This window comes from Bradyrhizobium algeriense (assembly GCF_036924595.1).
Lineage (GTDB): Bacteria > Pseudomonadota > Alphaproteobacteria > Rhizobiales > Xanthobacteraceae > Bradyrhizobium > Bradyrhizobium algeriense.
On the sequence record NZ_JAZHRV010000001.1, the window covers coordinates 7,273,871 to 7,295,797 of the forward strand.

A 21,927-nucleotide genomic window follows, 5' to 3' on the forward strand; every position below is an offset into this window, starting at 1 on the left:
GTAGCACGGTTTTGCCGGTCGTGAAACCGGGCAAAAAACCCGCCAAATCCACGTGTGGAAATCTCACGGCCGACAGCGGCCCTAAAGCGGCAGTTCCGGCTCGCGCCGCGCATTGCGGCGGGCGTTCGTTCCGGCTGCCGTCGTCGCCGAGCGGACAAAACTCCAGCGGACCGAGGAGGCGTGGCGGGAATCCTGGCGGATCACGATCTGGGCGGTGCGGCGGGGGCCGTCATTGCCGGCCAGAAACACGCTGTCCTCGAGGTCGACCTTGTCGTCGAGCGCCTCGAAGGTCCAGACGTCGCGGTTGGGCAATACCAGCATGACGCCGCGCGCATCGCTGAGGCGGCTTGCCTTCACCGCGGGATGCAGGTGAAACCGCAGGGCAAAATCGGTCTCGGCGCCCTTGATGCGCGCCCCTGGCGCCGGCGAGATGGTATCCTCGCCGTCGAGCCTGCCGCCGTCCTGAGAGATCATCAGCACGCGGCGGTGCACGACGCCGAATTTTGCAAGATACCCGTCATGGGACGTGGTCAGCAGATCGCCGTCGGCCATCGCCTCGCGGTAGCTTTCCACATTGGCCGGGCCGCTGACGACGGGCGCGCCCTGCAGCAGGCGCTTCATCGCCGACAGTTCGATGAACTGGCACGAGGACGTATCGTGATAGGTCAGGGTCGAATGCGCCGCGGTGCTGCGCGCAAAGCTGCGCCAATTGTCTCGGCCGGTCGAGGGCATGCCGCAATTGACGACGATCCGGCTCGGTCCGGAAGACAATTCGAACGCGAGGCAACCGGCATGCGCTTCCTGGCTGACATTCGGCGACGGCGGCGGGCCGGTGTCCACGATGACGGTCGTCGCGCCGGCATCGAGGCGCTGGAAGCCGGTATACGGCATGTTCGCCATCGGTACGCCGTGGGTGTCGTCATAGGCGAGCAGGGTGGCCACCAGATCCGAAGGCGCGTTGCTCATGCCGTTGAACAGCGCAAAGCTGCCGTCGCCGTGACGGAAGAAGCGCAGCATCGGCATCATGCGGTCGATCGCATTCAAAAGCGCCGGCGGCGGCGCAATGTTGCGGGCGGCAAAGGTCTGCCGCAGCGGCAGCAAGTCGCTCAGCAGTTCGACCAGCGCGCCGGGATTGCGCGAGATGTGCCCGCCGTCGGGCAGGATCTGCCGCTGCAATTCGTCGGAAAGCCGTCGCGTGGCGGAACGGATGTGCCGCGCCTGATTGGCCAGGCACAGCGAGGCGTAGCACAGCGCGATCAGCACCTGCAGCCGCGGCACGCCGTCGGCGATGTCGAGCATCGCGTAGCGCAAATAGCGGATCTCGCGGGTCAGCCCGCGCAGATATTTGCGATAGAATTTTCCGTCGGTGTCGCCGAGCACCAGCGGCGCCTGCGACAACAGCGAGATCACGCGGCGCGCCAGCACGTCGGGGCGGCGTTCGAGCGGCCGCTTGCGCCCCGGGTTCGAGATCCAGTCGTCGACCAGCGAGCGGGCATTGGCGCGGGTCAGCGCGGTATCGGCGGCGCGCAGGTGGCGCAGCCAGCCGAAGCCGAGTAGCGCCACTTCCCAATCTTCCGAGGGCGGTTCGAGATCGAAGATCGAGCGGCCATGGCAGGTCACGATCTTGCCGGCGAACACGAAGCGGCCGGCATAGATCTCGGCGGCGCGGGTGGCGTCGGCGGTGCGCAGGTCGTGCGGCGCGATGGTCAGCCGGTCGGCGCGGCCGGGCCACAGCCGCGACATCGCCACCGTAGCGCCGGTCGCCCGCGCGATCACGGTCCGCGCCGAGCGGCTCATGATAAGCGTCGAGATGCGTCTGCGTTGAGCGACCGACACGCCGTGCCTTGGTTAGGGAGGGAGGGGTATTCTGGCGAATCCTTTTAATCCGGAAACGCCGGGATGACACCATCTTGAAAACCGGCGAATCACCCCGAAGGGCGAGGAAATTCCAGCTTAAAATCAGGATTTGACCAGGCGCGCCGCGTAAAATCCATCGAACCCGCCGAGCCGGGGGTCGGTATGGGGCAAATGGCAGGGCAGGGTCCGTAAATCGCCGTTTGCGGTCACGATTTCGCTCAGCCCCGCGACCTCGCCCGCCTCGACCGGGGCCCGGCGCAGGCCGGATTCGGCGGCCAAAAGGGACGCGATCGCCTGTTCACCTTCCTCCGGCTCCAGCGAACAGGTGCAATAGACCAGCGTTCCGCCCGGCTTGAGCAGGCTGACCGCCCTTTGCAGCAATCGCTTCTGCAAAGCCGTCAATGCGGCAATGTCGGCTTCCTGACGCAGCCAGGCCACGTCGGGGTGACGCCGGATGGTGCCGGTGGAGGTGCAGGGCGCGTCCACCAGCACGCCGTCGAAGCCGCCATTGCCGCCACCGGGCCACTCGGCACCATCGGTCACGACGTCGTCGGCCTGCAGCGAAAGCCGCGCCAGATTGTCGCGCAGCCGCGCCATACGCGCCGGCGAGCGGTCGACCGCGGTGACGCGCGCGCCGGCTTGCGCCAGTTGCGCGGTTTTACCGCCGGGCGCGGCGCAGAGGTCGACAATGGTCTTGCCGCCGACGTCGCCGAACAACCGTGCCGGCAGCGCGGCGGCGGCGTCCTGCACCCACCACTGCCCCTCGGTGAAGCCGGGCAGCATGGTCACCGAACCCTGCAGCAAGGTGCGCACGGTGCCGGTCGGCAACGTCTCGCCGTGCAGGCGGCTCGCCCATTGTGCCGCGTCTGATTTCACGGTGATGTCGAGCGACGGCTCATAGCCGATGGCCAGCGCCATCTGCCGCGCCGTGGACTCGCCATACGCGCCGATCCAGCGCGCGAGCAGCCACGGCGGAATGTCGAGATTCTGCGATTTGACTTCGTCGATCAGCGGTTGCCCCTCGCGGGCGCAGCGGCGCAGCACCGCGTTGACGAGGCCGGCATATTTCGCCGCGCGTCGGTCCGATTGCACCAGCCGCACCGAGAGATCGACGGCGGCGTGATCGGGTACATCCATCCAGAGAATCTGTGCAGCACCGATCAGCAGCGCGCTTTGCGCGCGCGGCGCATCCGTCGGGATGCCGCGATCGAGCAGGCGCGAAAGCAAATGGCCGAGCGTGCCGAGCCGCCGCAGGATCGTCGCTACCAGCCGCCGCATCAGGGCGCGGTCGCGATCGGCCAGCGTCTTCAGGCCGGGATGCGCGCCGGCGCCGTCGAGCTGGTCGTCGAGGGTGCGGTGCTTGTGCAGTACGCCGTCGAGTATGTCAGCCGCGATCCGGCGCGCCGCGAGACCGGGCACTTCGGCAGGTACTGCGAATCGGGAAGGTGGCATGAATCAGCAATGTCTCGGAAAGCGGAAAGGTTCTGGCTCATGCCATTGGAATGAAAGCCTGCTTGGCATGCGAATATGCCAAATGTAAGAATCGCCACAGACAATTTCGCGAATGTGATGTCATCTGTGCGCCCATCCCTGTGCTAAGGGAGAATTGCGATGACCGACAGTCCCTCATTTCCCGCGCAAACCGCGGAACGCAAGAAGCTGACGCCCGCCGCCGAGCGCGCGCTCGCCGAGGCCGAAGCCCGCCGCAAGGCCGCCGCGGCCAGCGCCACCCCGCAGCAGAAGGAGTTTCAGGGTCCGAAGGGCCTGGAACCGACCCGCTATGGCGATTGGGAGCACAAAGGGATCGCGTCGGATTTTTGAGGCCCAAGGGAGCGCAGCGCAATGGGCCCTTGCCGGATTCCCCGACTCAGCCCTTAGTCGGGGAATATGTCCCCATACGAGAGAATAAATGCAGATCGGCCCACGCGCCGGGGTTCCTGGCGTCGCTGGTTTTCGGCGGCCCTGCCGTGGCTATTCGTCCTCGGCGTCGCGGCGGGGACGATGCTGCCGGTGCGTGACTGGGTGCGGCGGTCGTTGCCGAGCTCAGCCGACAGCCAGGCCGCGCGCGATGCCGAGACCATCTGGAAGCGGGCCGGAAGGGCGGACGCGCGTCACGCCGTCGACGTCATCCGCACGATTGATGGAGACACGTTCGAGGCGCGGGTTCACTTGGAGCCGGGTCTCGATCTCAACACACGGGTGCGTCTGCGCGGCATCGACGCGCCTGAATTAAAGGCGTCCTGCCCGCAGGAATTGCAGTTGGCCGAGGCTGCGACCGGCGCTCTTCGCTCGCTGCTCGGGCAGGGCGATGTCGCGATCTTCAATATCGGGCCGGACAAATACACGGGCCGTGTCGTGGCTGATGTCGCGACGAGGCGAACCGCAAGCCTTTCGACAGCGATGATCGCGTCAGGCCATGCGCGCAGCTACAATGGTGGCCATCGCAACGGTTGGTGCGCGAACGCAAGTCAACCGTTTGCGAAATAAAAGAGCCGCGCGAACCGCGCGGCTCTTTGCATTCAGATCCGTGAGCAATCAGCGCGTGACAGTCACCATCGTTCCGACCGGTACGCGTTGGTAGAGATCGGAGATGTCGTCGTTGAGCATGCGGATGCAACCGTAGGACACGAAGCCACCGACCGAACCCGGCACGTTGGTGCCGTGAATGGCGTATTCGCCGCCGGCCAGCGTCATCGCCGCCACGCCCATCGGGTTGCGCGGCGAGCCGCCGGGAATGACGTCGGGCATCTCGGGCTTGTCGCGCCTGACTTCGCTCGGTGGCGACCACGCCGGGTTGAGGTACTTGCCGTCGATACGGGTGGTGCCCGCCCACTGCTTGCCGGCCTTGCCGACGCCGACCGGATAGCGCATGGCGCGGCCGGATTCGAGAACGAGATAGAGACGCCGCTCATGGGTCTTCACCACGATCGTGCCCGGCGCGTAGTCGCCGTTGATACCGACCAGTTCCGGCCGCGCTTGCGCGGCTGACGACATCACAACGCTCATACCAATGGTGGCGGCCAGCGCCACCGCAATTCTCATCAACATGCCCAGCTCCAATCCGCCCGGCCAATCAGGGCCCTCAAATGTCCTTTCAAGCCTTGGCTCACGCCTCTCGACCTAAACCTTGGCGCCTCACCGTCTCGCCCGCGCATCTTTAAGCGCGGGCGTTAACCGGATGGTTTCCAACCGGCCTCGAGACGGGTTTCGCTGGGCGGAACAAAGAAAAAGTTCGGATTAAAGTAAATGACCTGAAAACAACACTTGGCGGGGAAGATGCGGGTCAAGGGGACTACCCGTCTGAGACGTTGTTAGTGGTCCGAGATCGGCGCAAACCCGCTAGCTTTCCGGAAGCTTGCTGATAGCATCCGAAGAGGGATAACGCCGAGAAGCACACGGTCTGCGGGTGGTGGGGTAATGCCGGAGAGACTAGTCTTCATAAGTCATGCCGGCGAGGACACCTGGATCGCCAAGCAAATAGCGCGGGAAGTCGCCGATTGTGGTGGGCGACCGTTCCTCGATCAAGCGGACATAGATATTGGCGCGGAGTTTGAGGACGATATTCGGAGCTTCCTGGACCAGGCTCATGAGCTGATCGTGCTATTTACCCCTTGGTCTCTTGACCGTCCGTATGTCTGGGCGGAGATTGGCGCTGCGTGGCTTCGCGGAATTCCCATTGTTGTGGTGCTTTTGGGGCTCACGCCTGCGGATTTCCAGAGCCGGCCCAATACGCCCGTGTTTTTGAAAAAGCGTGATATGCTGCATTTGAATCAGATCGACCAGTACCTAGATCAATTGCGCGAGCGCGTTGATGGAGGGCGCGATAATGGCTGACTCCCGGAACTTCGATGTTTTCATCTCGTATGCGCACAAGGATAGGACGTGGGCGTCAAAATTCGCCCACGAGCTTGAGGCGCACGGTGTGCATGCATGGTTTGACGAGGCAGAGATTGCAATCGGAGACCGGTGGTCCGAGAAGCTCGAGGAGGCTCTGCGCCAGACGCCCGTTATCGCCGTTTTGGTCAGTCAGGATTACCTCAGCAGCCCGTCGTCAGTATTCGAACTGGGAGCCGCTGTTGCTGGCAACAAGAAGATAATTCCTATCGTAACGCAAGAAATCGAACGGCCCTTGCTGCCATCCCTTCTCCGTGATCGGCGGCTGCTGCAGGAGACATCTCCGCAGGCTGCCGGAAAACTGGTCGCGGAAGTGGTCGGGAATCTGGCGTCCCATGGTCCGATCACGGCCGGTTAGAGCCTCGATCGGACGCTGAAATATGCGGCGGCGATTCTTTCGGTTTCGCATTCACTTCAATGGCAGTCCGGCCTTCAGCACGTCACGCCGGACACGGCAATGAATGCTGCAGTGGCCGCGACGAAGATGTAGTAGCACCAAGATCGCGGTCGCAGATCAGCTATGCCGGCGCGCCCTTCTTGTTCTGCCGGTTCTGCACGAGATCGTCGACCACGGCGGGGTCGGCGAGCGTCGAGGTGTCGCCGAGGCTGGAGGGTTCGTCCTCGGCGATCTTGCGCAGGATGCGGCGCATGATCTTGCCGGAACGGGTTTTCGGCAGGCCCGGCGCGAACTGGATCTGGTCGGGCGAAGCGATCGGGCCGATGTCCTTGCGCACCCAGGCGACCAGCTCTTTCCGCAACTCCTCGGTCGGTTCGGTACCGGCCATCAGCGTCACATAGGCATAGATGCCCTGGCCCTTGATGTCGTGGGGATAGCCGACCACGGCGGCTTCCGACACTTTTGCATGTGCGACGAGCGAGCTCTCCACCTCGGCGGTGCCCATGCGATGGCCTGACACGTTGATGACGTCGTCGACACGGCCGGTGATCCAGTAATAGCCGTCGGCATCCCGGCGGCAGCCGTCGCCGGTGAAATACTTGCCCTTGTAGGTCGAGAAATAGGTCTGCTCGAAACGGGCATGGTCACCATAGACCGTGCGCATCATCCCCGGCCAGGACTTGGCGAGGCAGAGATTGCCTGTGGCTTCGCCCTCCAGCACCTTGCCGTCGGCATCGACGATTTCGGGCACCACGCCGAAGAACGGCCGCGTCGCCGAACCCGGCTTGAGTTTGGTTGCGCCGGGCAGCGGCGTGATCAGGATGCCGCCGGTCTCGGTCTGCCACCAGGTATCGACGATCGGGCAGCGGCCGTCGCCGACCACGCGGTGATACCATTCCCAGGCTTCCGGATTGATCGGCTCGCCGACCGTACCGAGCAGCTTGAGGCTTTTCCGCGAGGTCTTCTGCACCGGTCCGTCGCCGCTCTGCATCAGCGCGCGGATCGCGGTCGGCGCGGTGTAGAAGATGTTGACGTTGTGCTTGTCGATGACGTTCCAGAACCTGGAATTGTCGGGATAGTTCGGCACGCCTTCGAACATCAGCGTGGTCGCGCCGTTCGCCAGCGGCCCATAGATAATGTAGCTGTGGCCGGTGACCCAGCCGACGTCGGCGGTGCACCAGAAGATGTCGCCGTCGTGATAGTCGAACACGTATTGATGCGTCATCGCCGCGTAGACGAGATAGCCGCCGGTCGTGTGCAGCACGCCCTTGGGCTGGCCGGTGGAGCCCGACGTATAGAGGATGAACAGCGGATCTTCCGCGTGCATATGCTCGGCCGGGCATTCCGTCGTCACCATCGCGGCCGCTTCGTGGTACCAGAAATCGCGCGAAGGACTCATATCGACGGCAGCACCGGTTCGCTTGACCACGACGACCCAATCGACGCCGCCGGCTTTCGCAATCGCGGCATCGACATTGGCCTTCAGCGGCACCTTCTTGCCGCCGCGCAGTCCCTCGTCGGCGGTGATGATGACCTTGGACTGGCAGTCGGTGATGCGCTGGGCGAGGCTGTCCGGCGAGAAGCCGGCGAACACCACGGAATGAATGGCGCCGATCCGCGCGCAGGCCAGCATCGCATAGGCCGCTTCCGGGATCATCGGCAGGTAGATCGTGACGCGATCGCCTTTCTTGACGTTCCGCGTGCGCAGGATGTTGGCCATCTTGCAGACCTCGTCGTGCAGCTGGCGGTAGGTGATGTGCTTGGACTGCGAGGGGTCGTCGCCCTCCCAGATGATCGCGGTCTGGTGGCCGCGCTTGTCGAGATGGCGGTCGATGCAGTTCCAGGCCGCGTTCAGGACGCCGTCCTCGAACCATTTGATCGAGATGTTGCCGGGGGCGAAGGAGGCGTTCTCGACCTTGTGGAAGGGCTTGATCCAGTCGATCCGCTTGGCCTGTTCGGCCCAGAATCCGTTGGGGTCCGAGACCGAGCGGGCATACATTTCGCGGTACTTGGCGTCATCGGCATAAGCACGTTTGGCCCAATCGGCGGATACGTCGTAGATCTTGTCGGACATCTTTCCCTCCCACTCGTTACGGCCGGATATTTGGGCGGCCGTAAGTCGCCCTGATTGTTACAGCGATTATGCGTCGCGGGACGATGCCCGGACAAGGCGGAACGTGTGCGACCTTGGTCGGTCAGCCGGTTCCCGGCCTTGCTACGGATCAAAGTCGCATCATTTTGCGCGGGCCGGCTCAGGGCGAAATCAACGTTATCGCCGGAATGGCACCCATGATCGGTATCTAATAACCGTTAATGACGGAATCGGGACTCGCAAAGCAGTTCATTACCCCCTAAATGGCCTCCCCGGGGCCGGACGGTCCTCCGGAACCAAGCCACAACAACGGGCATTGCCGGCAGACAGGCGGAGCAAGGCGATAACGGTCATGATGGATCAGCAGAGTTTCGAGGCTGCGCGGCCCGTTTCCGCCGATCCCGCCGTTGCATTGGCCGAAGCGCTCGGGCAACTGCCAAAGCCGACGCTGAAAGCGCCCGCGGCAAAGCCGCACATCGTTGTCAAAACCTCCGTCGCAGATCTGGCCGAGGAACTTGGCCTCAAGCTCGGCGACCAAAACGGGCTGACCATCCGCCGCGTCAAGCGCGGCAAGGGCTATTCATTCCATCGCGCCAACGGCACGCAGATCCGTCACGCCGGCACCATCCGCCGCCTACATTCGATGGCGGTGCCGCCGGCCTATCGCGACGTGCGCTATTCGGCCGATCCGAGTTCGCATCTGCAGGCCGTCGGCATCGATGCGGCCGGCCGCTTGCAGTACCGCTACCATGTAGATTGGGAAAAGGTCCGCGAGCAGCGCAAGGCGCATCGCCTGGCGCGGCTGGTGGCGGCTTTGCCGAAGATCCGTCGCAAGGTCTCGGCCTATCTGTCCGGCGACGAGCCGACGCGCGAGTTCGCGCTTTCGGCGGTGATCGAACTGATCGCCCGCACCGCGATCCGGCCGGGCAACGAATCCTATGCCCGCCTCAACGGCACCCGCGGCGCCACCACGATGTTGAAGTCCAACGTCACGCTGGAAAACGACTGCTTCGTCCTGACCTTCAAGGCCAAAGGCGGCAAGGCCGTGCGCAAGGAATGCGACGCCGCCAAGCTGGTGCGCGCCATCGGCATCCTGCGCACCGTGCCGGGCAAGCGCATGTTCCAGTATCGCGACAATTCCGGCAACGTTCGCACGGTCTCGACCACGACCGTGAATGCGTTCCTGCGCGAGATCGCCGGCATCAAGATTTCGCTGAAGGATTTCCGCACCCTGATGGCGTCAGCCGTGGTGCTGGAATCGCTGTCGCGGATTACGCCCGCAGCAAGCGAGCGCGGCCGCAAGAAGCAGGTGCTGGATGCGGTGCGCGCCGCCGCGGATGAGCTGTCGAACACGCCGGCGATCTGCCGCAAGAGCTATGTCCACGACACCATCGTCACCGCGTTCGAGGACGGCATCCTCGAACGTTTTGCCGCGACGATGAAGGGCTATCGCACACAAGCCAAGCGCGAGGCGCTGCTGGCACAGGTGGTGACGGCAGCGGCTGCTTAAGGCTTTGCGGCCTGTGAGTTCGAAGGCCCAATCGACCAGCTCAGTTCTTCCTTTAACTTCGCGAAGCACTCGTCACATACCCACTCATAACGAGCGCCGTGCTTGTAATCGTCGCCGGTAGTGTAGCCTTCGCGCAAGATATCGGGGCCATCGAGGTCAGAGAACTTGGCCCAGCACGCGGAGCAATGGTCGTGATCCCATTCCGGGCGTGGCCGAGTCCAGACTGACTGCCACCAAGTTAAGCCTTGAAGGCTACGGATATGATCGTACTGGTCGGTCATTGCCCGACAGCTTCCTTCTAAAGCCCGCGTCGTCTAAAGCCCGCCCATCTTGCAGACCATCTTCCACTCTTCCGCCGTCACCGGCTGCACCGACAGCCGCGAATATTTCACCAGCGCCATGTCGGCGAGCTTCTTGTCGGCCTTGATCGCGGCCATCGTCACCGGTGTCTTCAGCGGCTTGTCCGCCTTGATGTCGACGCAGACGAACTTGCCGGTTTTGTCGGAGGGATCGGGATAGGCTTCCTTGATGATCTCGGCGATGCCGACGATCTCCTTGCCCTCGTTGGAATGATAGAAGAAGGCCTTGTCGCCTTTCTTCATGGCCACGAGATTCTGCCGCGCAGTGAAGTTGCGCACGCCGGTCCAGGCTTCGCCTTTGGCGCCCTTTGCAACCTGCTGGTCCCACGACCAGCTTGAGGGTTCGGATTTCACCAGCCAGTACGCCATCGTCATTCCTCCGCCTTGAACGGCCGCGTCAGCAGGCCCTCGATCGCCGCGTCGATCGTGACCTTGCCGCTCAGGATCGCCGCGACTGCATTTGATACCGGCATATCGACGTTCTGCGAAGCCGCGAGTTCGATCAGGACCGGCGCGGTGAACTCGCCTTCGGCTAGCTTGTCGCGGTTCGGCGCTTCGCCGCGGCCGAGCGCGATGCCGAACGCAAAGTTGCGCGATTGCAGGCTTGAGCAGCTCAGGATCAGGTCGCCGAGGCCGGAAAGACCCGCGAGCGTCTCGCTGCGCGCGCCGCAGGCCCGCCCAAGCCTTGCCAGTTCGCTAAAACCTCGCGTGGTGAGCGCCGCCAACGCCGAGGCGCCGAGTTGCCGGCCGACGACGATGCCGGCGGCGATCGCCAGCACGTTCTTGGCCGCGCCGCCGATCTCGACGCCGCGGACATCCGTGGTGTGATAGGGCCGGAACGTTGCCGAGCCCAGCGCCTGCACCAGGTCGCTCGCCAGCCTTTCATCCCTTGCGGCCAGCGTTACGGCGGTCGGAAGGCCTCGCGCCAAATCGTCGGCGAAATTCGGTCCCGACAGGATCGCCGGGATGGCACCCGGGATGGTCTCAGCGATGACCTCGGTCATGAAGCGATGCGTGCCGCGCTCGATGCCCTTGGCGCAGGCGACGACGGGTGTCGCAGGTTCGAGATGCGGCGCAAGCGTCGTCGCGGCTTCGCGCAAATTCTGCGCGGGCGTCGCCAGCAGGATGATGTCCGCCTGCGCCGCGGCAACGATGTCAGCCGTGACGCCGATGCCCACATCAAGACTCACGCCGGGCAGCTTTGGATTCCTTCGCGTCGTCTGTATCTGCGCGGCGTTTTCGGCGCTTCGCGCATACAGCACGACGTCACGGCCGGCGCGCACCGCGGCGCAGGCCAGCGCGCTGCCATATGCGCCGGCGCCGATCACTGCGACGGAATTAAAGGACGCCATGTCAGAATCCCGCGCGCGTGTTGGTGTAGCCGGCCGGCGCGGTCGCGTTGGCGTCGAGCAGCCAGCGCGCGCGGGGCGGCGCGTCCATCGTATCGGTTAGCCCCAGCGCCATCCGTTCCGCGCCGGCCCATGCGATCATCGCGCCATTATCAGTGCACAGCGCGGGCGGCGGAATGATCAGCGTGGTCTCCGCCTTTGCGGCAACGTCCTGCAATGCGCCACGGATGGCGTGATTGGCCGCAACGCCGCCGGCGGCGACCAGCGCGCGCGGCGGGCCGAACTGTTCGTGAAACAGGCGCAGGCCGACGCTCAGCCGGTCCGCCGTCGATTCCAGCACCGCGGCCTGAAAACTCGCACAGAGGTCGCTGACGTCCTGCGGTTCCAGCGGCATCAAGCGGCTGGCTTCGTTGCGAACCGCCGTCTTCAATCCCGACAGCGAGAAATTCGCATCCGGCCGCCCGAGCATCGGCCGCGGAAAGGCGAACCGTTTGGCGTCGCCGCTCGCCGCGGATCGTTCGACCTCCGGTCCGCCGGGATAGGGCAGCGACAGCATTTTGGCGACCTTGTCGAAAGCCTCACCCATCGCGTCGTCGACGGTGGTGCCGAGCCGGACATACTGGCCGACGCCGACCACGGCGACGATCTGGGTGTGCCCGCCGGACGCCAGGAACAGGCAATAGGGAAAGGCGAGCGCGCAGGTCAGCCGCGGCGTCAGCGCGTGGGCTTCGAGATGATTGACCGCAATCAATGGCGTATCGTGCACCATGGCGATCGCCTTGGCCGTGGTGAGGCCGACGATCACGCCGCCGATCAGGCCGGGCCCGGCGGCCGCCGCCACCGCCGACAATTGCGCAAAGCCGGTGTTGGCGTCCTTCATCGCCTGGCCGACGATGCCATCGAGCAGGTCGACATGGGCGCGCGCCGCGATTTCCGGAACCACGCCGCCGAAACGGGCATGCTCGGAGGTCTGCGAGCGCACGATATTGGACAGAATCTTGCCGCTGCCGTCGCGCTGGCGTTCCACCACGGCGGCCGCGGTTTCATCGCAGGTCGTCTCGATACCCAGCACCAGCATCGGCGTGTCGTTGTCCAATTTGAACCCTTTGAACCCTTGCGCTATCGCCAAAAACAACGCTTCCGTAACCCGGTAGCATTACGAGGTGACGGCGTGCAATCGCGCTGGTGCACCGAAATCATGTTGGCGGAGATCTGAAATATGGCCGTTCTCGTCACGCGCCCGCATCCGGATGATGAGACGACGGCCAAGGCGCTGCGCGCGCGGGGGTTCGATGTCCTGCGCGCGCCGATGCTGCGGTTCGAGCCGGTGCCGTTCCAGGACGATGCGGACGCAAATTATGGCGCGATCATCGTCACCAGCGCCAACGCCGTGCGTGCCATCGCGCCCCATCTGGCCGATAGCCGGCTCCTGAAATTGCCTTTGTTCGCAGTCGGCGAAAATACCGCGGCTGCGGCGCGCGACGCCGGGTTTGGCGAGGTGATCGCGTCAAAGGGCGGTGCCGGCGCATTGCGCGATCTGGTGCTGGCGCGTGCGAAGTCGAAGCAACTGAAGAAAACGAGCCCGATCCTGTACCTTGCCGGCGCCGATCTCGCGCGCGACCTTGCCGGCGACCTCGGCGAGAGCGGCTTTACGGTGGTGACGCAGACCACCTACCGGATGGTGCCCGCGCCCAGCCTGCCGCGGGACATATATGACGCTTTCGTGGCGCATGAGATCGAGGCCGTGCTGCATTACTCCCGGCGCAGCGCGCGGGCATTTCTGGAGGCGGCGCGCGCCGGCGGCGTCGAAATCTCGGCACTGGCGCTGCCGCAATGCTGCATTTCAGCGGCCGTCGCCGCGGTCCTGCGGGACGCCGGCGCGACCCAAGTCACGGCGGCGGCTTCGCCCGACGAAAATGCCCTGTTCGTGGCGCTGGGCCGGGCGTTGCAACCGCGGTCGAGCCCTAATCTTTAAGTCTGAGCATGGTCTAATCGGAAAACCGGTGCCGCCACTGCCGGATCATGCTCTAAGACGTCCCGATTCTGCTAAGTTCCGGAACCTAACCATTCAAGGGAACCGCCGTGATGGTCGATGACAGACCCGAAGACACTGGATCGCTGCCCGGCGAGGGTCGGCCGAAGCGTGAGCCGCCGACCATCGACCTTGAGGCGACCGAAGTGTCGAGCGAGACCAAGAGTTCCGGCGAAGCGCCGCCTGAGCCTGCGGCTGAGCCAACGCCCAAGGTCGCCGCGGCTTCAACGGCAGAACCGCCGGTTGCTGAGCAGCCATCCCGACCGGTTTCGCCCTGGATCGTTGCGCCGGTGTCCGGCGCCGCCGCCGCGGCGCTGGTGATTGGCGTCGGCTGGATGCTGGGTTGGCCTGCGATTCAGCCCGCGTCAGCGCCGTCGGCAGCGCAGATCAACACGGCCGCCATCGACGGTCTGACCACGCGCATCGCGGGCCTGGAGTCGAAAGCGGGCAAGCCCGTGGCCGATCCCGCCGCTGCCGCGCGTGCCGAGGCCTTGGAAAAAACCGTCGCGGCGCTGCGCACTGAACTCGCCGCGACGCGCGCGCAAGGCGAGAAGCTGGCGTCCGCCATCAACGATGTGAAGTCCGCCCCGCGCGGCGACGGCACCGTCTCGCCCGATCTCTCCGGGATCGATCAACGCATCGCGAAGATCGAAAGCCAGATGCGGACGCAGGGCGCCGAGATCGCGCAGCAAGGCAGCAAGCTTGCCGATACCAAGGCCGACGCAAAACCTGCCGACGACATGCCGCTGCGCCGACTGGTGTCGGCGGCGCTGCTCGATGTGCTGGTCCGGATCGGCGATCCCTATCCGGCCGCGCTCGCCGCGACCAAAGCGCTGGCGCCCAATCCGGATGCCTTGAAGCCGCTGGATCAGTTTGCGGAAAAGGGCGTGCCAAATGCCGGCAGGCTGAGCAGCGAACTGTTGACGTTGGTGCCAAAACTGTTGCCGGCCGCGCAACAGAGCAATGCCACGACGACCGGTACAGGCATTGTGGAGCGCCTGCAGGCGGGCGCTGCCAAACTGGTCAAGATCGAACGCACCGATACCGTCGGCAATGATCGCGGCGCCGTGGTGGCGCGGATCACCGCGGCGGCGCTGCGAAATGATTTCAACGAGGCGCGGCGGGAATTGAAGACGCTGGAGCCGGCCGATCGCGCCGCGGCGCAGTCCTGGATTGAACGGGCCGACGCGCGCGACGCCGCGCTGGCCGCCTCCCGTCAATTTGCGACCGACGCCATGGCTGCGCTCGCCAAACCGGCGCAGTAAGGATTTCGCAAGTCAAGGATTTCAATGGTCCGGATCATTCTGTTTCTGTTGTTGATCGCGCTGGGAGCGGCCGGCGCGGCCTGGATTGCCGAGCAGACCGGCGATGTCGTGCTGTCATGGGGCGGCTACCGCGCCCAGACCACGCTGCCGGTCTTCGTGCTGGCGTTGGGCATCGTCGTCGTTGCGGCGATGATGATTTGGGCGATCCTGCGTGGCGTGTGGAGCGCGCCGGCGCGTATGCGGCGCAGCCGGCGCGAGCGGCGTCAGGCCCGCGGCCGGCATGCGATCACGCAAGGGCTGCTGGCGATCGGCCACGGCGATTCTTCCGCTGCCCGCATCCATGCCGAGGCGGCGCGGAAACACGCGGCGCATGATCCGCTGGCGCTGCTGCTGCATGCACAGTCGGCGCAGCTCGACGGCGACCGCGAAGGCGCGCAGCGCGCCTTCCGCGCCATGGCCGAGCGCGAGGACACGCGGCTGTTGGGTCTGCGCGGGCTGTTCATCGAGGCGCAGCGCGCCGACGATCCGGTCGCGGCGGTGATGGTCGCCGAGGAAGCGCTAAAGCTGTCGCCGTCCTCGTCATGGGCGTCGCATGCGGTGCTCGGCTTCTGCTGCGCCAAGGGCGACTGGGCCGGCGCGCTGAAAATCCTCGACAACAATCAATCGGCCGGACTGATCGACAAGGCGGCGTATCGTCGGCAGCGCGGCGTGCTGCTGACGGCGCGCGCGCTCGAACTCGAAAAGGTCGATCGCGATCTGGCGCGCGAGAGCGTGATGGAGGCGGTCAAGCTGGCGCCGACCCTGGTGCCGGCTGCGGTGCTGGCGAGCAAGTTCGAAAGCGAGGCGCATCAGGTACGGCGCTCGATGCGCCTGGTCGAGGCCGCGTGGCTGGCGCAGCCGCATCCCGATCTTGCGGACGCCTATTCGCATGTGAAGCTCGGCGATTCCGCGCGGCAGCGGCTGGTGCGGGTCGAGACGCTCGCGGCGAAAGCGCCCGGTCACATCGAGGGTGCGCTGGCGATTGCGCGCGCCGCGATCGACGCGTCCGAATTTACCAAAGCGCGCGAGGCGCTGGCGCCCTTCATCGCCGCGCCGACGCAACGCGTCGCGCTGTTGATGGCGGAGATCGAGCGTACCGAACATGGCGACAGCGGCCGGGCGCGGGCATGGACCTTGCGCGCGGTGCGTGCGCTGCACGATCCGGCCTGGACCGCGGACGGCTATGTCAGCGATCGATGGCGGCCGGTCTCGCCGGTCACCGGCAGGCTCGATGCTTTCCAGTGGCAGACACCGGTCGCGGCGCTGCCATCCGACAAGGGCGGCGCGATCGAATCTTCGCCGTTCGAAGAGGCCATGCTGGCGACCCCGCGCCGGGCCGTCGTGCTCGAGCCGCCAAAGCCAAAGGACGTGAGCGAATCGGCCGCCGAGCCCGTCGTATCCGTCACGCCGGCGCCGCCCGCCGAGCAGGACAACGCGCCGCCGCCTGCCGCCGCCGCGGAAGCGGCCCCTGTGGAAGCGACCCCGACCCAAGCGACCCCGGCCGAAGCGGCCCGCCCCGAGCCGGTCACTGCGCCAGCGCCACCCCCGCCCAAGCTGGCCGAACCGGCACCAAGCCGGCCGGCTCCCCTGTTCCGCTCGCGGCAGGATATCCCGAAGGCGGTTCCGACCCCAATTCCGGCCGTGATCCCCCTTATCCGGGCGCCGGATGACCCCGGGATCGACGAGGACGGCCCGGCGGATGAATTCGCGGAACAAATCGGCCCACCCAAGGCGCAGGCCGGCGGCTGGCGGGGATTTTTGTCTCGCTGGGGCGGCAACTAGGCTCCAGATTCTAGTTTTGGCGTGTTTTGTTGACGCGAACCGGTGCCCACCCACGGATCAGGTCCGAGGGCATGCTTCGCTTGAAAACGCTTTGCAGGGAGCCAGCGTTTTTCTTGCCAATCGGGGCCGTCCCCGATATCAGGTGCGGGCGATTTCGGGTCAGGCCCGGACGCTGCGCTTGGTCCGCCGCAATAGCTCAGTTGGTAGAGCACGTCATTCGTAATGACGGGGTCACAGGTTCGAGTCCTGTTTGCGGCACCATATTTACCTGCTCGATTTACTTCATCGCCATCGGTCTTGGACCAAAGAAATCGCCGCGCAACGCTGTGGCGGGAATTTTGCTCATCTCGCTTTTGCCTGACCTGCGTTGACGGTCGCTGCGTCTTCGTTGCGTCGGCCGCTAATCAGCGTTCTTGCCGAGGGCCTCAACTTGCCGCCCTGACACAGTGAGGACGAGTGGTTAATCCTGAGCAAACCGTTTTCGGACGTTCCTCTATGGCCGTATGACGAATCGCGGTATCAGCAAGCGTGCTGGCTCCGCGACACTTCCAGAACCCGGAAAATCTCAACTGCGTTTCGCAGCGCCGAACCGCGTCGGACGTACGTCAACGAAGAACTCGGCGTAGAGACCGGCCCATTTCCTACAGATCGACATGCAGGCCCCCGCAACCTTGCTGAGGGATTCACCGACTTGAGACTGGCCCGGATGATTGAGCATGTGGACCGCAAGCCAGGGATCTCCAGGGGCCGCGAACTGAATCGTCTGCATGAGTTGGATAGTCTGCGAGCGCTTGCAGCGATTGGCGTTGTCGTATGGCACTACACAAATCATTTCGGCGCTTCTCCGATTCCATATCTCATGGCGCCCTTCTATCGACACGGAGAGCTTCTCGTTGACTTCTTTTTCATGTTATCCGGCTTTGTGCTCGCTCGCGCGTATTGGAACGACCAGCGCAGCGCGACGTTCGCGAACAACGTTCGCGAGCGAATTGCCCGAATGTATCCGTTGCACTTCGCGACGCTATGCGCTGTGGCCGTCATGCAATGGATCCTGGTCAATCGTCTGAGCTCGCCGCCGTTTGTATATGTGTTCAACGACAACTATGATTTCGTATTGAACCTCCTGCTGCTGAATCGAACAGGGCTTGAGAGCGGGTTTTCATTCAACGGGCCGTCATGGTCGATCTCGACAGAATTCGTCGTCAACATTCTGTTCCTGGCGGCCATCGCTCTCCCGCGCAGGATTGCGCGCGCGGGATTGTTTGGGCTATTCGCCGTGTCACTTGCGGTGATCCTGCAAAACGGTGTGATCGGCGATGCGATGTTCGGCATCAGAAACGACATCTTTCGGACGATCGTCGGCTTCGTCTGCGGAATAGCGCTATACAATGTAAATTCGCGCTGGCTGTCGCGGATCAGCCTGGAGCGCGGCGTCGCCGATGGACTTGCCATCGTGGCGGTTTCCGGATTTCTCTACTACTGCGCGAGGGGTGAGCTGGTCGGGCTGCGTGACCTGGCGATCGTGGTCATATGCTTTCCGGCCCTGATCATCGGTGTGATCCATGGCCGGCTGGTTAAGTGGTTTTTGACACTTCGCCCGCTGGTCTATCTCGGCACGATCTCCTACTCCATCTATCTCGTGCACTTTCCGCTTCAGCTGGCAGTGCATCTGGCATCTGTCGTGCTGCTCCTTCAGATGCCCTACCACAGCGTTTTTTTCCTGGTGGGCTTCGTCTTCGCAACGATTGGATTGGCATCGGTCACGTATCACCTGATCGAGGTGCCAGGAAAAAATCTGCTGCGAAAGCGCCGGACTGCAACTCCTGCAGAACCGCTGGCAAGCTCCAGGTATTGAATTGTCGGCATTTCGTAAAACTGCCGTAGTTTCAATAGATTACCAACCATCCAGTGTGTGATGACCATCTAGAGCGTAATGACGGGCTCCTGTTTGCGGACGCTTTTGTTCTGCCGCTCGCGTGCCCGAACTCTGTGCCTGGCGCACCTATCCGCCCCTCCGAAATGTCTTGTTAACTGGCCCCTTCTAGCTTGCCTGCACATTCACCCGCAGGATTTAGCATGTCGCTCGATGTCGGCCTGAGCCTTCCCGGGACCAAGGCCGCCCGCCAGGGAAGCTGGACCGTGACTCCCCTGCACGCCGTCGTCGCCGTGTTCATGGTGGCGATCATGCTGCGAGGGGTTCTGCCCTTCAACGTCGATGTCAGCTGGTGGCTGATTGTCTGCGAGCGCATGCTCGACGGTCAGCGTCTGTATGTCGACATCCTTGAGACCAATCCGCCGATGGCGGGATCGGTCTATATGTTCGGGGTCGTCCTCGCACGCGCGATCCACGCGCGGCCGGAAGTGGTGACCAACGGGCTGATCTTTCTATTGATCGCGGGATCGCTGGCGCTGACGTGGCGGGCCTTGCGGTTCTCCTCGTTGCGCGAACGTGCCGGTGGCGCGGCTGCCGCATGGGCGACCGCGGTGCTGGCCATCCTGCCGATGTATGATTTCGGCCAGCGCGAACACCTGGCGCTGGTGGTGCTGCTACCGGCGCTTGCCGTCCACGTCCTGCGCGCCAATCGCGAGCGGGTTGCGCCGTCGGCGATCCTGATCGCCGGCCTGTGCGCCGCGACAACAATGAACTTCAAGCCGTATTTCGTCTTCGGGGTCGGCTTTTGCATTGTGACAGCAGCAGTGCAAGCGCGAGACTGGCGGGTTCTGTTCGCGCCGGAGAACTGGATCGCCGCAGCGCTGGTCGTGATCCACGCCATCTGCATCGTCGTGTTTTATCCGGAGTATTTCACGCTCATCTATCCCCTGGTGCGCGACGTCTATCTGCTCCTGAAAGTGCCGTTCCTTGCCATCTTGCTGATGTCTGCGACGGCGTTGTGGCTGGCGGCGATCATAGTCGTGCTGGCGTTGCAAAGCCGACGGCGAAAGCCCGACGCGACGTCGCTGGTGATGCTGGCCGGATCGCTCGGCTTCGCGGTCTCGTTTTTCGTTCAGGGCAAGGGCTGGGGTTATCACGCCTATCCCATGGTTGCGCTTGGATTGCTGGCGGCAGGCTGGGCAATCTCGACCGGCGACGATGAGCGCGCGGGCTCGCACCGGCTTCGCGCCAGCGCGATGTTCGTCGTCGCGCTGATCTTTGCCAATGCATGCCTGTGGTTCAATGCAAGCGTCGACATGCGGCAAGTCCAGGATCAGGTCGCACGACTTGGGCCGCGGCCAAAAATCCTGATGCTGAGCGCGGCGGCCGTCATTGGTCACCCGATGGTGCGCGAGCTTGAGGGCACATGGGTCTCGCGCCAGGAGGCGTTCTGGGTGCGGGAGATCGTTCGCCGGGCCCGGATGCACGGGACGATCGATTCGGCGATGGCGGCCCGCCTCGAAGGCTACATCGCGCGTGAACGCGCCGGCATCGTCGAGGATTTCAAGAAGCAGCCGCCGGATGTTGTTGTGATCGACAATGAGAACAGCGACTGGGGCAATTGGGTGGCTGCCGATCCCGAACTTTCCGCGCTGCTCAAACCCTATATTCCCGTCAACAATATCAACGGTATCGAGATTTTGCGGCGAGCCGATCAGGCGCGGTCCTGATATCCGCCGACCTTCCGCTGCTTCGGCAGCGGTGCGTGACCTGTCTCACATCAAGAACCGGCAGCCCGCCGTAGTCTCCGCCTCGACCTCAAGGGGAGATACAAACATGCGTAAATTCATTCTCATTGCAGGATTTGTTTTGGTCTCCGCGGCCGCGCAGGCTGGTGATCGAAGTTTGTCGCTTGGAGGCGTCGAGACGAAGGCGGCTCCGGCGCCGGCCAAAGCTACGGATGCATCGAAAAGCGCCGAAGCCCCGCAGGCTGCGGAAGCACCGAAATATGTCGAGCGGCCCGCGGTCGTCGAGCCCAAGCCCGAAAGCAAGGCCGAGACGACCAACGCCGAGACGGCCAGGACCGAGACGGCCAGGCCCAGCGCGGCCAGAGCGGCCAGGGCGTATCGGCCCGCTGCCGGACGCATGAGCGCAGGGCCCGGAAGGCCCGTGGCCCGGAGAACGGCGTACATGTCGGCGAGAGCGGGATCGCACCGCATGCGCTACGGGATCCGGGCTCGCATCATCGGCGCACTGCACCGGCACGGCATCTATTGGTAACATTGCCAAAGCAAAACGCGCCTCTCGGGTTCAAATCCGAAGGGCGCGTTTTTCATTGCATAAGGCTGGAGCCGTCGACCGGCTTCCCGCCAATCCTTACTGCGAAACCGTCTGCACCACGCTGCTGATCGGGCGGCTGGCAACCGCCGGCACCTTCTGGTCCTTCACCAGCATCGCATCATATTCCGGCAGGGTTTCGAGCTGCTCCTTGGCCTTCATCTGCACGACCTTGTAGCCGCCGGCCTTGAGGCGACGCAGCAGCGTCGGCAAGGCCTGCGCCGTGCTCTTCTGCAGATCGTGCATCAGAATTACGCCCTTGCCCTGCTTGTCGAGCTTGGTCATGACGTTCTGGATGACCTGGTCGGCACCCGACGATTTGAAGTCGTTAGAATCGACGTCAACTGAAAACATCGAGATGTTGCGCGAGGCGAGATAGCCGAGGGCTCCTTGCGTGTGCGCGAGGCCCGGGAAGCGGAAGAACGGCGCGGGCGCAGTCCCCAGCGCCATCTTCACGGCGCTAAAGCCCTTCTCGATTTCTTCCCTGACCTGCGCTTCGGTCAGCTTCTTGCTGTCGAGATGGGCGTGCGACCAGGTGTGCGAGCCGATCGTGTGGCCGGCCACCGCGACCTGCTTGAGAATCTCCGGATGATAGGTGGTGTGCTTGCCGACCGGGAAGAACAGAGCTTTCGTGCATTCATCGGCAAGAGCCTTGAGCACCGCCGGCGTGGTCGGCCACGGACCGTCGTCGAACGTCAGCACGACCTCTTTGTCGGTAAGGAAGTCGAACTGCTTGTATTGCAGGAAGCCGAAACCGGGACCGCCCGTGGTGTCGATCACGACGGTGCGGCTGACGCCGAGCGCATCGGGATTGGCGCAGGCCGATCGCACCGGCTGGGCTGCGGGAACTGGCGCGGGGGCGGGGGCCGGCTTCGAGAGAGAAGCGGTGATCTCGACATCGTCCTTCAGCGCGGGCCTGGCCGCGGCGGGCGCCGGCAGCGGCTCTGCCTTGCGGGCGGCGACGGTTTGAGGTGCGGCCGCGTCGGCGCGCGGTGCGGAGGTCCAGAACCAGACGCCGGTGATCAAAACCGCCGTCACTACACTGGCCAGCATCAGGCCCAACGCATTACGCATCGCTACTCTTTCCAGATACTCGGGGTACACACGCAACGGGGCATTAATGCCAACAATGTCTTAACGT

Annotated in this window: 19 protein-coding genes and 1 tRNA gene; 12 read left to right on the forward strand and 8 right to left on the reverse strand. The window is 64.1% G+C overall.

Going from position 1 to position 21,927, the window contains the following annotated elements:
• Positions 1-81: 81 nt before the first annotated feature.
• Both V1286_RS34940 and V1286_RS34945 read right to left on the reverse strand, forming a co-directional pair.
• A complete protein-coding gene (locus V1286_RS34940; protein WP_334487822.1) occupies positions 82-1,797 on the reverse strand; it encodes a heparinase II/III family protein in 1,716 nt (571 codons plus the stop codon).
• Between the two features lie 162 nt (positions 1,798-1,959).
• Positions 1,960-3,309, reverse strand: coding sequence for an RsmB/NOP family class I SAM-dependent RNA methyltransferase (locus V1286_RS34945; protein ID WP_334487824.1), 1,350 nt, complete (start codon positions 3,307-3,309; stop codon positions 1,960-1,962).
• A 159-nt stretch (positions 3,310-3,468) separates the two neighbouring features.
• On the opposite strand from V1286_RS34945, the gene V1286_RS34950 reads away from it, so the two are divergent.
• Together V1286_RS34950 and V1286_RS34955 are read left to right on the forward strand one after the other, a co-directional pair.
• Positions 3,469-3,678, forward strand: coding sequence for a DUF1674 domain-containing protein (locus V1286_RS34950; RefSeq protein ID WP_334487826.1), 210 nt, complete (start codon positions 3,469-3,471; stop codon positions 3,676-3,678).
• 66 nt (positions 3,679-3,744) lie between these two features.
• Entirely contained in the window at positions 3,745-4,344 is a 600-nt protein-coding gene (locus V1286_RS34955; protein WP_334487829.1) for a thermonuclease family protein, read from the forward strand.
• Positions 4,345-4,392: 48 nt separating this feature from the next.
• Here V1286_RS34955 and V1286_RS34960 read toward each other — a convergent pair whose 3' ends face one another.
• Positions 4,393-4,905 (reverse strand): L,D-transpeptidase, encoded by a 513-nt coding sequence (locus V1286_RS34960; protein WP_334487832.1) that lies wholly within the window; start codon positions 4,903-4,905, stop codon positions 4,393-4,395.
• Between the two features lie 369 nt (positions 4,906-5,274).
• Between V1286_RS34960 and V1286_RS34965 the strand changes: the two genes are divergently transcribed.
• On the forward strand, positions 5,275-5,691 hold the full coding sequence (locus V1286_RS34965; RefSeq protein ID WP_334487835.1) for a toll/interleukin-1 receptor domain-containing protein: 417 nt from the start codon (positions 5,275-5,277) through the stop codon (positions 5,689-5,691).
• Positions 5,684-6,109, forward strand: coding sequence for a toll/interleukin-1 receptor domain-containing protein (locus V1286_RS34970; RefSeq protein WP_334487837.1), 426 nt, complete (start codon positions 5,684-5,686; stop codon positions 6,107-6,109). The genes V1286_RS34965 and V1286_RS34970 overlap by 8 nt, the downstream gene beginning before the upstream one ends.
• 160 nt (positions 6,110-6,269) lie before the next feature.
• Here the strand turns inward: V1286_RS34970 and acs are convergent, their stop codons facing one another.
• A complete protein-coding gene (acs, locus tag V1286_RS34975) occupies positions 6,270-8,222 on the reverse strand; it encodes an acetate--CoA ligase (protein ID WP_334487839.1) in 1,953 nt (650 codons plus the stop codon).
• A 370-nt stretch (positions 8,223-8,592) separates the two neighbouring features.
• Between acs and V1286_RS34980 the strand changes: the two genes are divergently transcribed.
• The gene (locus V1286_RS34980) at positions 8,593-9,750 is read left to right on the forward strand and encodes a DNA topoisomerase IB (RefSeq protein WP_334487841.1); all 1,158 of its coding nucleotides are present in this window, start codon (positions 8,593-8,595) and stop codon (positions 9,748-9,750) included.
• Between the two features lie 314 nt (positions 9,751-10,064).
• On the opposite strand, the gene V1286_RS34985 is transcribed toward V1286_RS34980, so the two are convergent.
• The 3 genes from V1286_RS34985 to tsaD are packed head-to-tail and all read right to left on the reverse strand — an operon-like array spanning position 10,065 to position 12,536.
• Positions 10,065-10,478 (reverse strand): EVE domain-containing protein, encoded by a 414-nt coding sequence (locus tag V1286_RS34985; RefSeq protein WP_334487843.1) that lies wholly within the window; start codon positions 10,476-10,478, stop codon positions 10,065-10,067.
• Positions 10,479-10,480: 2 nt separating this feature from the next.
• Entirely contained in the window at positions 10,481-11,461 is a 981-nt protein-coding gene (locus V1286_RS34990; protein ID WP_334487845.1) for an NAD(P)H-dependent glycerol-3-phosphate dehydrogenase, read from the reverse strand.
• Position 11,462: 1 nt separating this feature from the next.
• Positions 11,463-12,536 carry a tRNA (adenosine(37)-N6)-threonylcarbamoyltransferase complex transferase subunit TsaD gene (gene tsaD / locus V1286_RS34995; protein ID WP_334490124.1) on the reverse strand — a complete coding sequence of 358 codons (1,074 nt, stop codon included), beginning with the start codon at positions 12,534-12,536 and terminating at the stop codon, positions 11,463-11,465.
• 141 nt (positions 12,537-12,677) lie between these two features.
• Between tsaD and V1286_RS35000 the strand changes: the two genes are divergently transcribed.
• The 7 genes from V1286_RS35000 (at position 12,678) to V1286_RS35030 (ending at position 20,729) form a co-directional block, all read left to right on the forward strand.
• The gene (locus tag V1286_RS35000) at positions 12,678-13,433 is read left to right on the forward strand and encodes a uroporphyrinogen-III synthase (RefSeq protein WP_334487848.1); all 756 of its coding nucleotides are present in this window, start codon (positions 12,678-12,680) and stop codon (positions 13,431-13,433) included.
• 110 nt (positions 13,434-13,543) lie between these two features.
• Positions 13,544-14,755, forward strand: coding sequence for a COG4223 family protein (locus V1286_RS35005; RefSeq protein WP_334487852.1), 1,212 nt, complete (start codon positions 13,544-13,546; stop codon positions 14,753-14,755).
• A 24-nt stretch (positions 14,756-14,779) separates the two neighbouring features.
• Positions 14,780-16,576, forward strand: coding sequence for a heme biosynthesis protein HemY (locus V1286_RS35010; RefSeq protein ID WP_334487855.1), 1,797 nt, complete (start codon positions 14,780-14,782; stop codon positions 16,574-16,576).
• A gap of 185 nt (positions 16,577-16,761) precedes the next feature.
• Positions 16,762-16,837: transfer RNA gene (locus V1286_RS35015), tRNA-Thr, on the forward strand.
• Positions 16,838-17,282: 445 nt separating this feature from the next.
• Positions 17,283-18,431 (forward strand): acyltransferase family protein, encoded by a 1,149-nt coding sequence (locus tag V1286_RS35020; RefSeq protein ID WP_334487858.1) that lies wholly within the window; start codon positions 17,283-17,285, stop codon positions 18,429-18,431.
• Between the two features lie 221 nt (positions 18,432-18,652).
• A complete protein-coding gene (locus V1286_RS35025) occupies positions 18,653-20,179 on the forward strand; it encodes a hypothetical protein (RefSeq protein ID WP_334487861.1) in 1,527 nt (508 codons plus the stop codon).
• A 106-nt stretch (positions 20,180-20,285) separates the two neighbouring features.
• A complete protein-coding gene (locus V1286_RS35030; RefSeq protein WP_334487864.1) occupies positions 20,286-20,729 on the forward strand; it encodes a hypothetical protein in 444 nt (147 codons plus the stop codon).
• Between the two features lie 96 nt (positions 20,730-20,825).
• Here the strand turns inward: V1286_RS35030 and V1286_RS35035 are convergent, their stop codons facing one another.
• Positions 20,826-21,860 carry a polysaccharide deacetylase family protein gene (locus tag V1286_RS35035; RefSeq protein WP_334487867.1) on the reverse strand — a complete coding sequence of 345 codons (1,035 nt, stop codon included), beginning with the start codon at positions 21,858-21,860 and terminating at the stop codon, positions 20,826-20,828.
• Positions 21,861-21,927 lie beyond the last annotated feature (67 nt).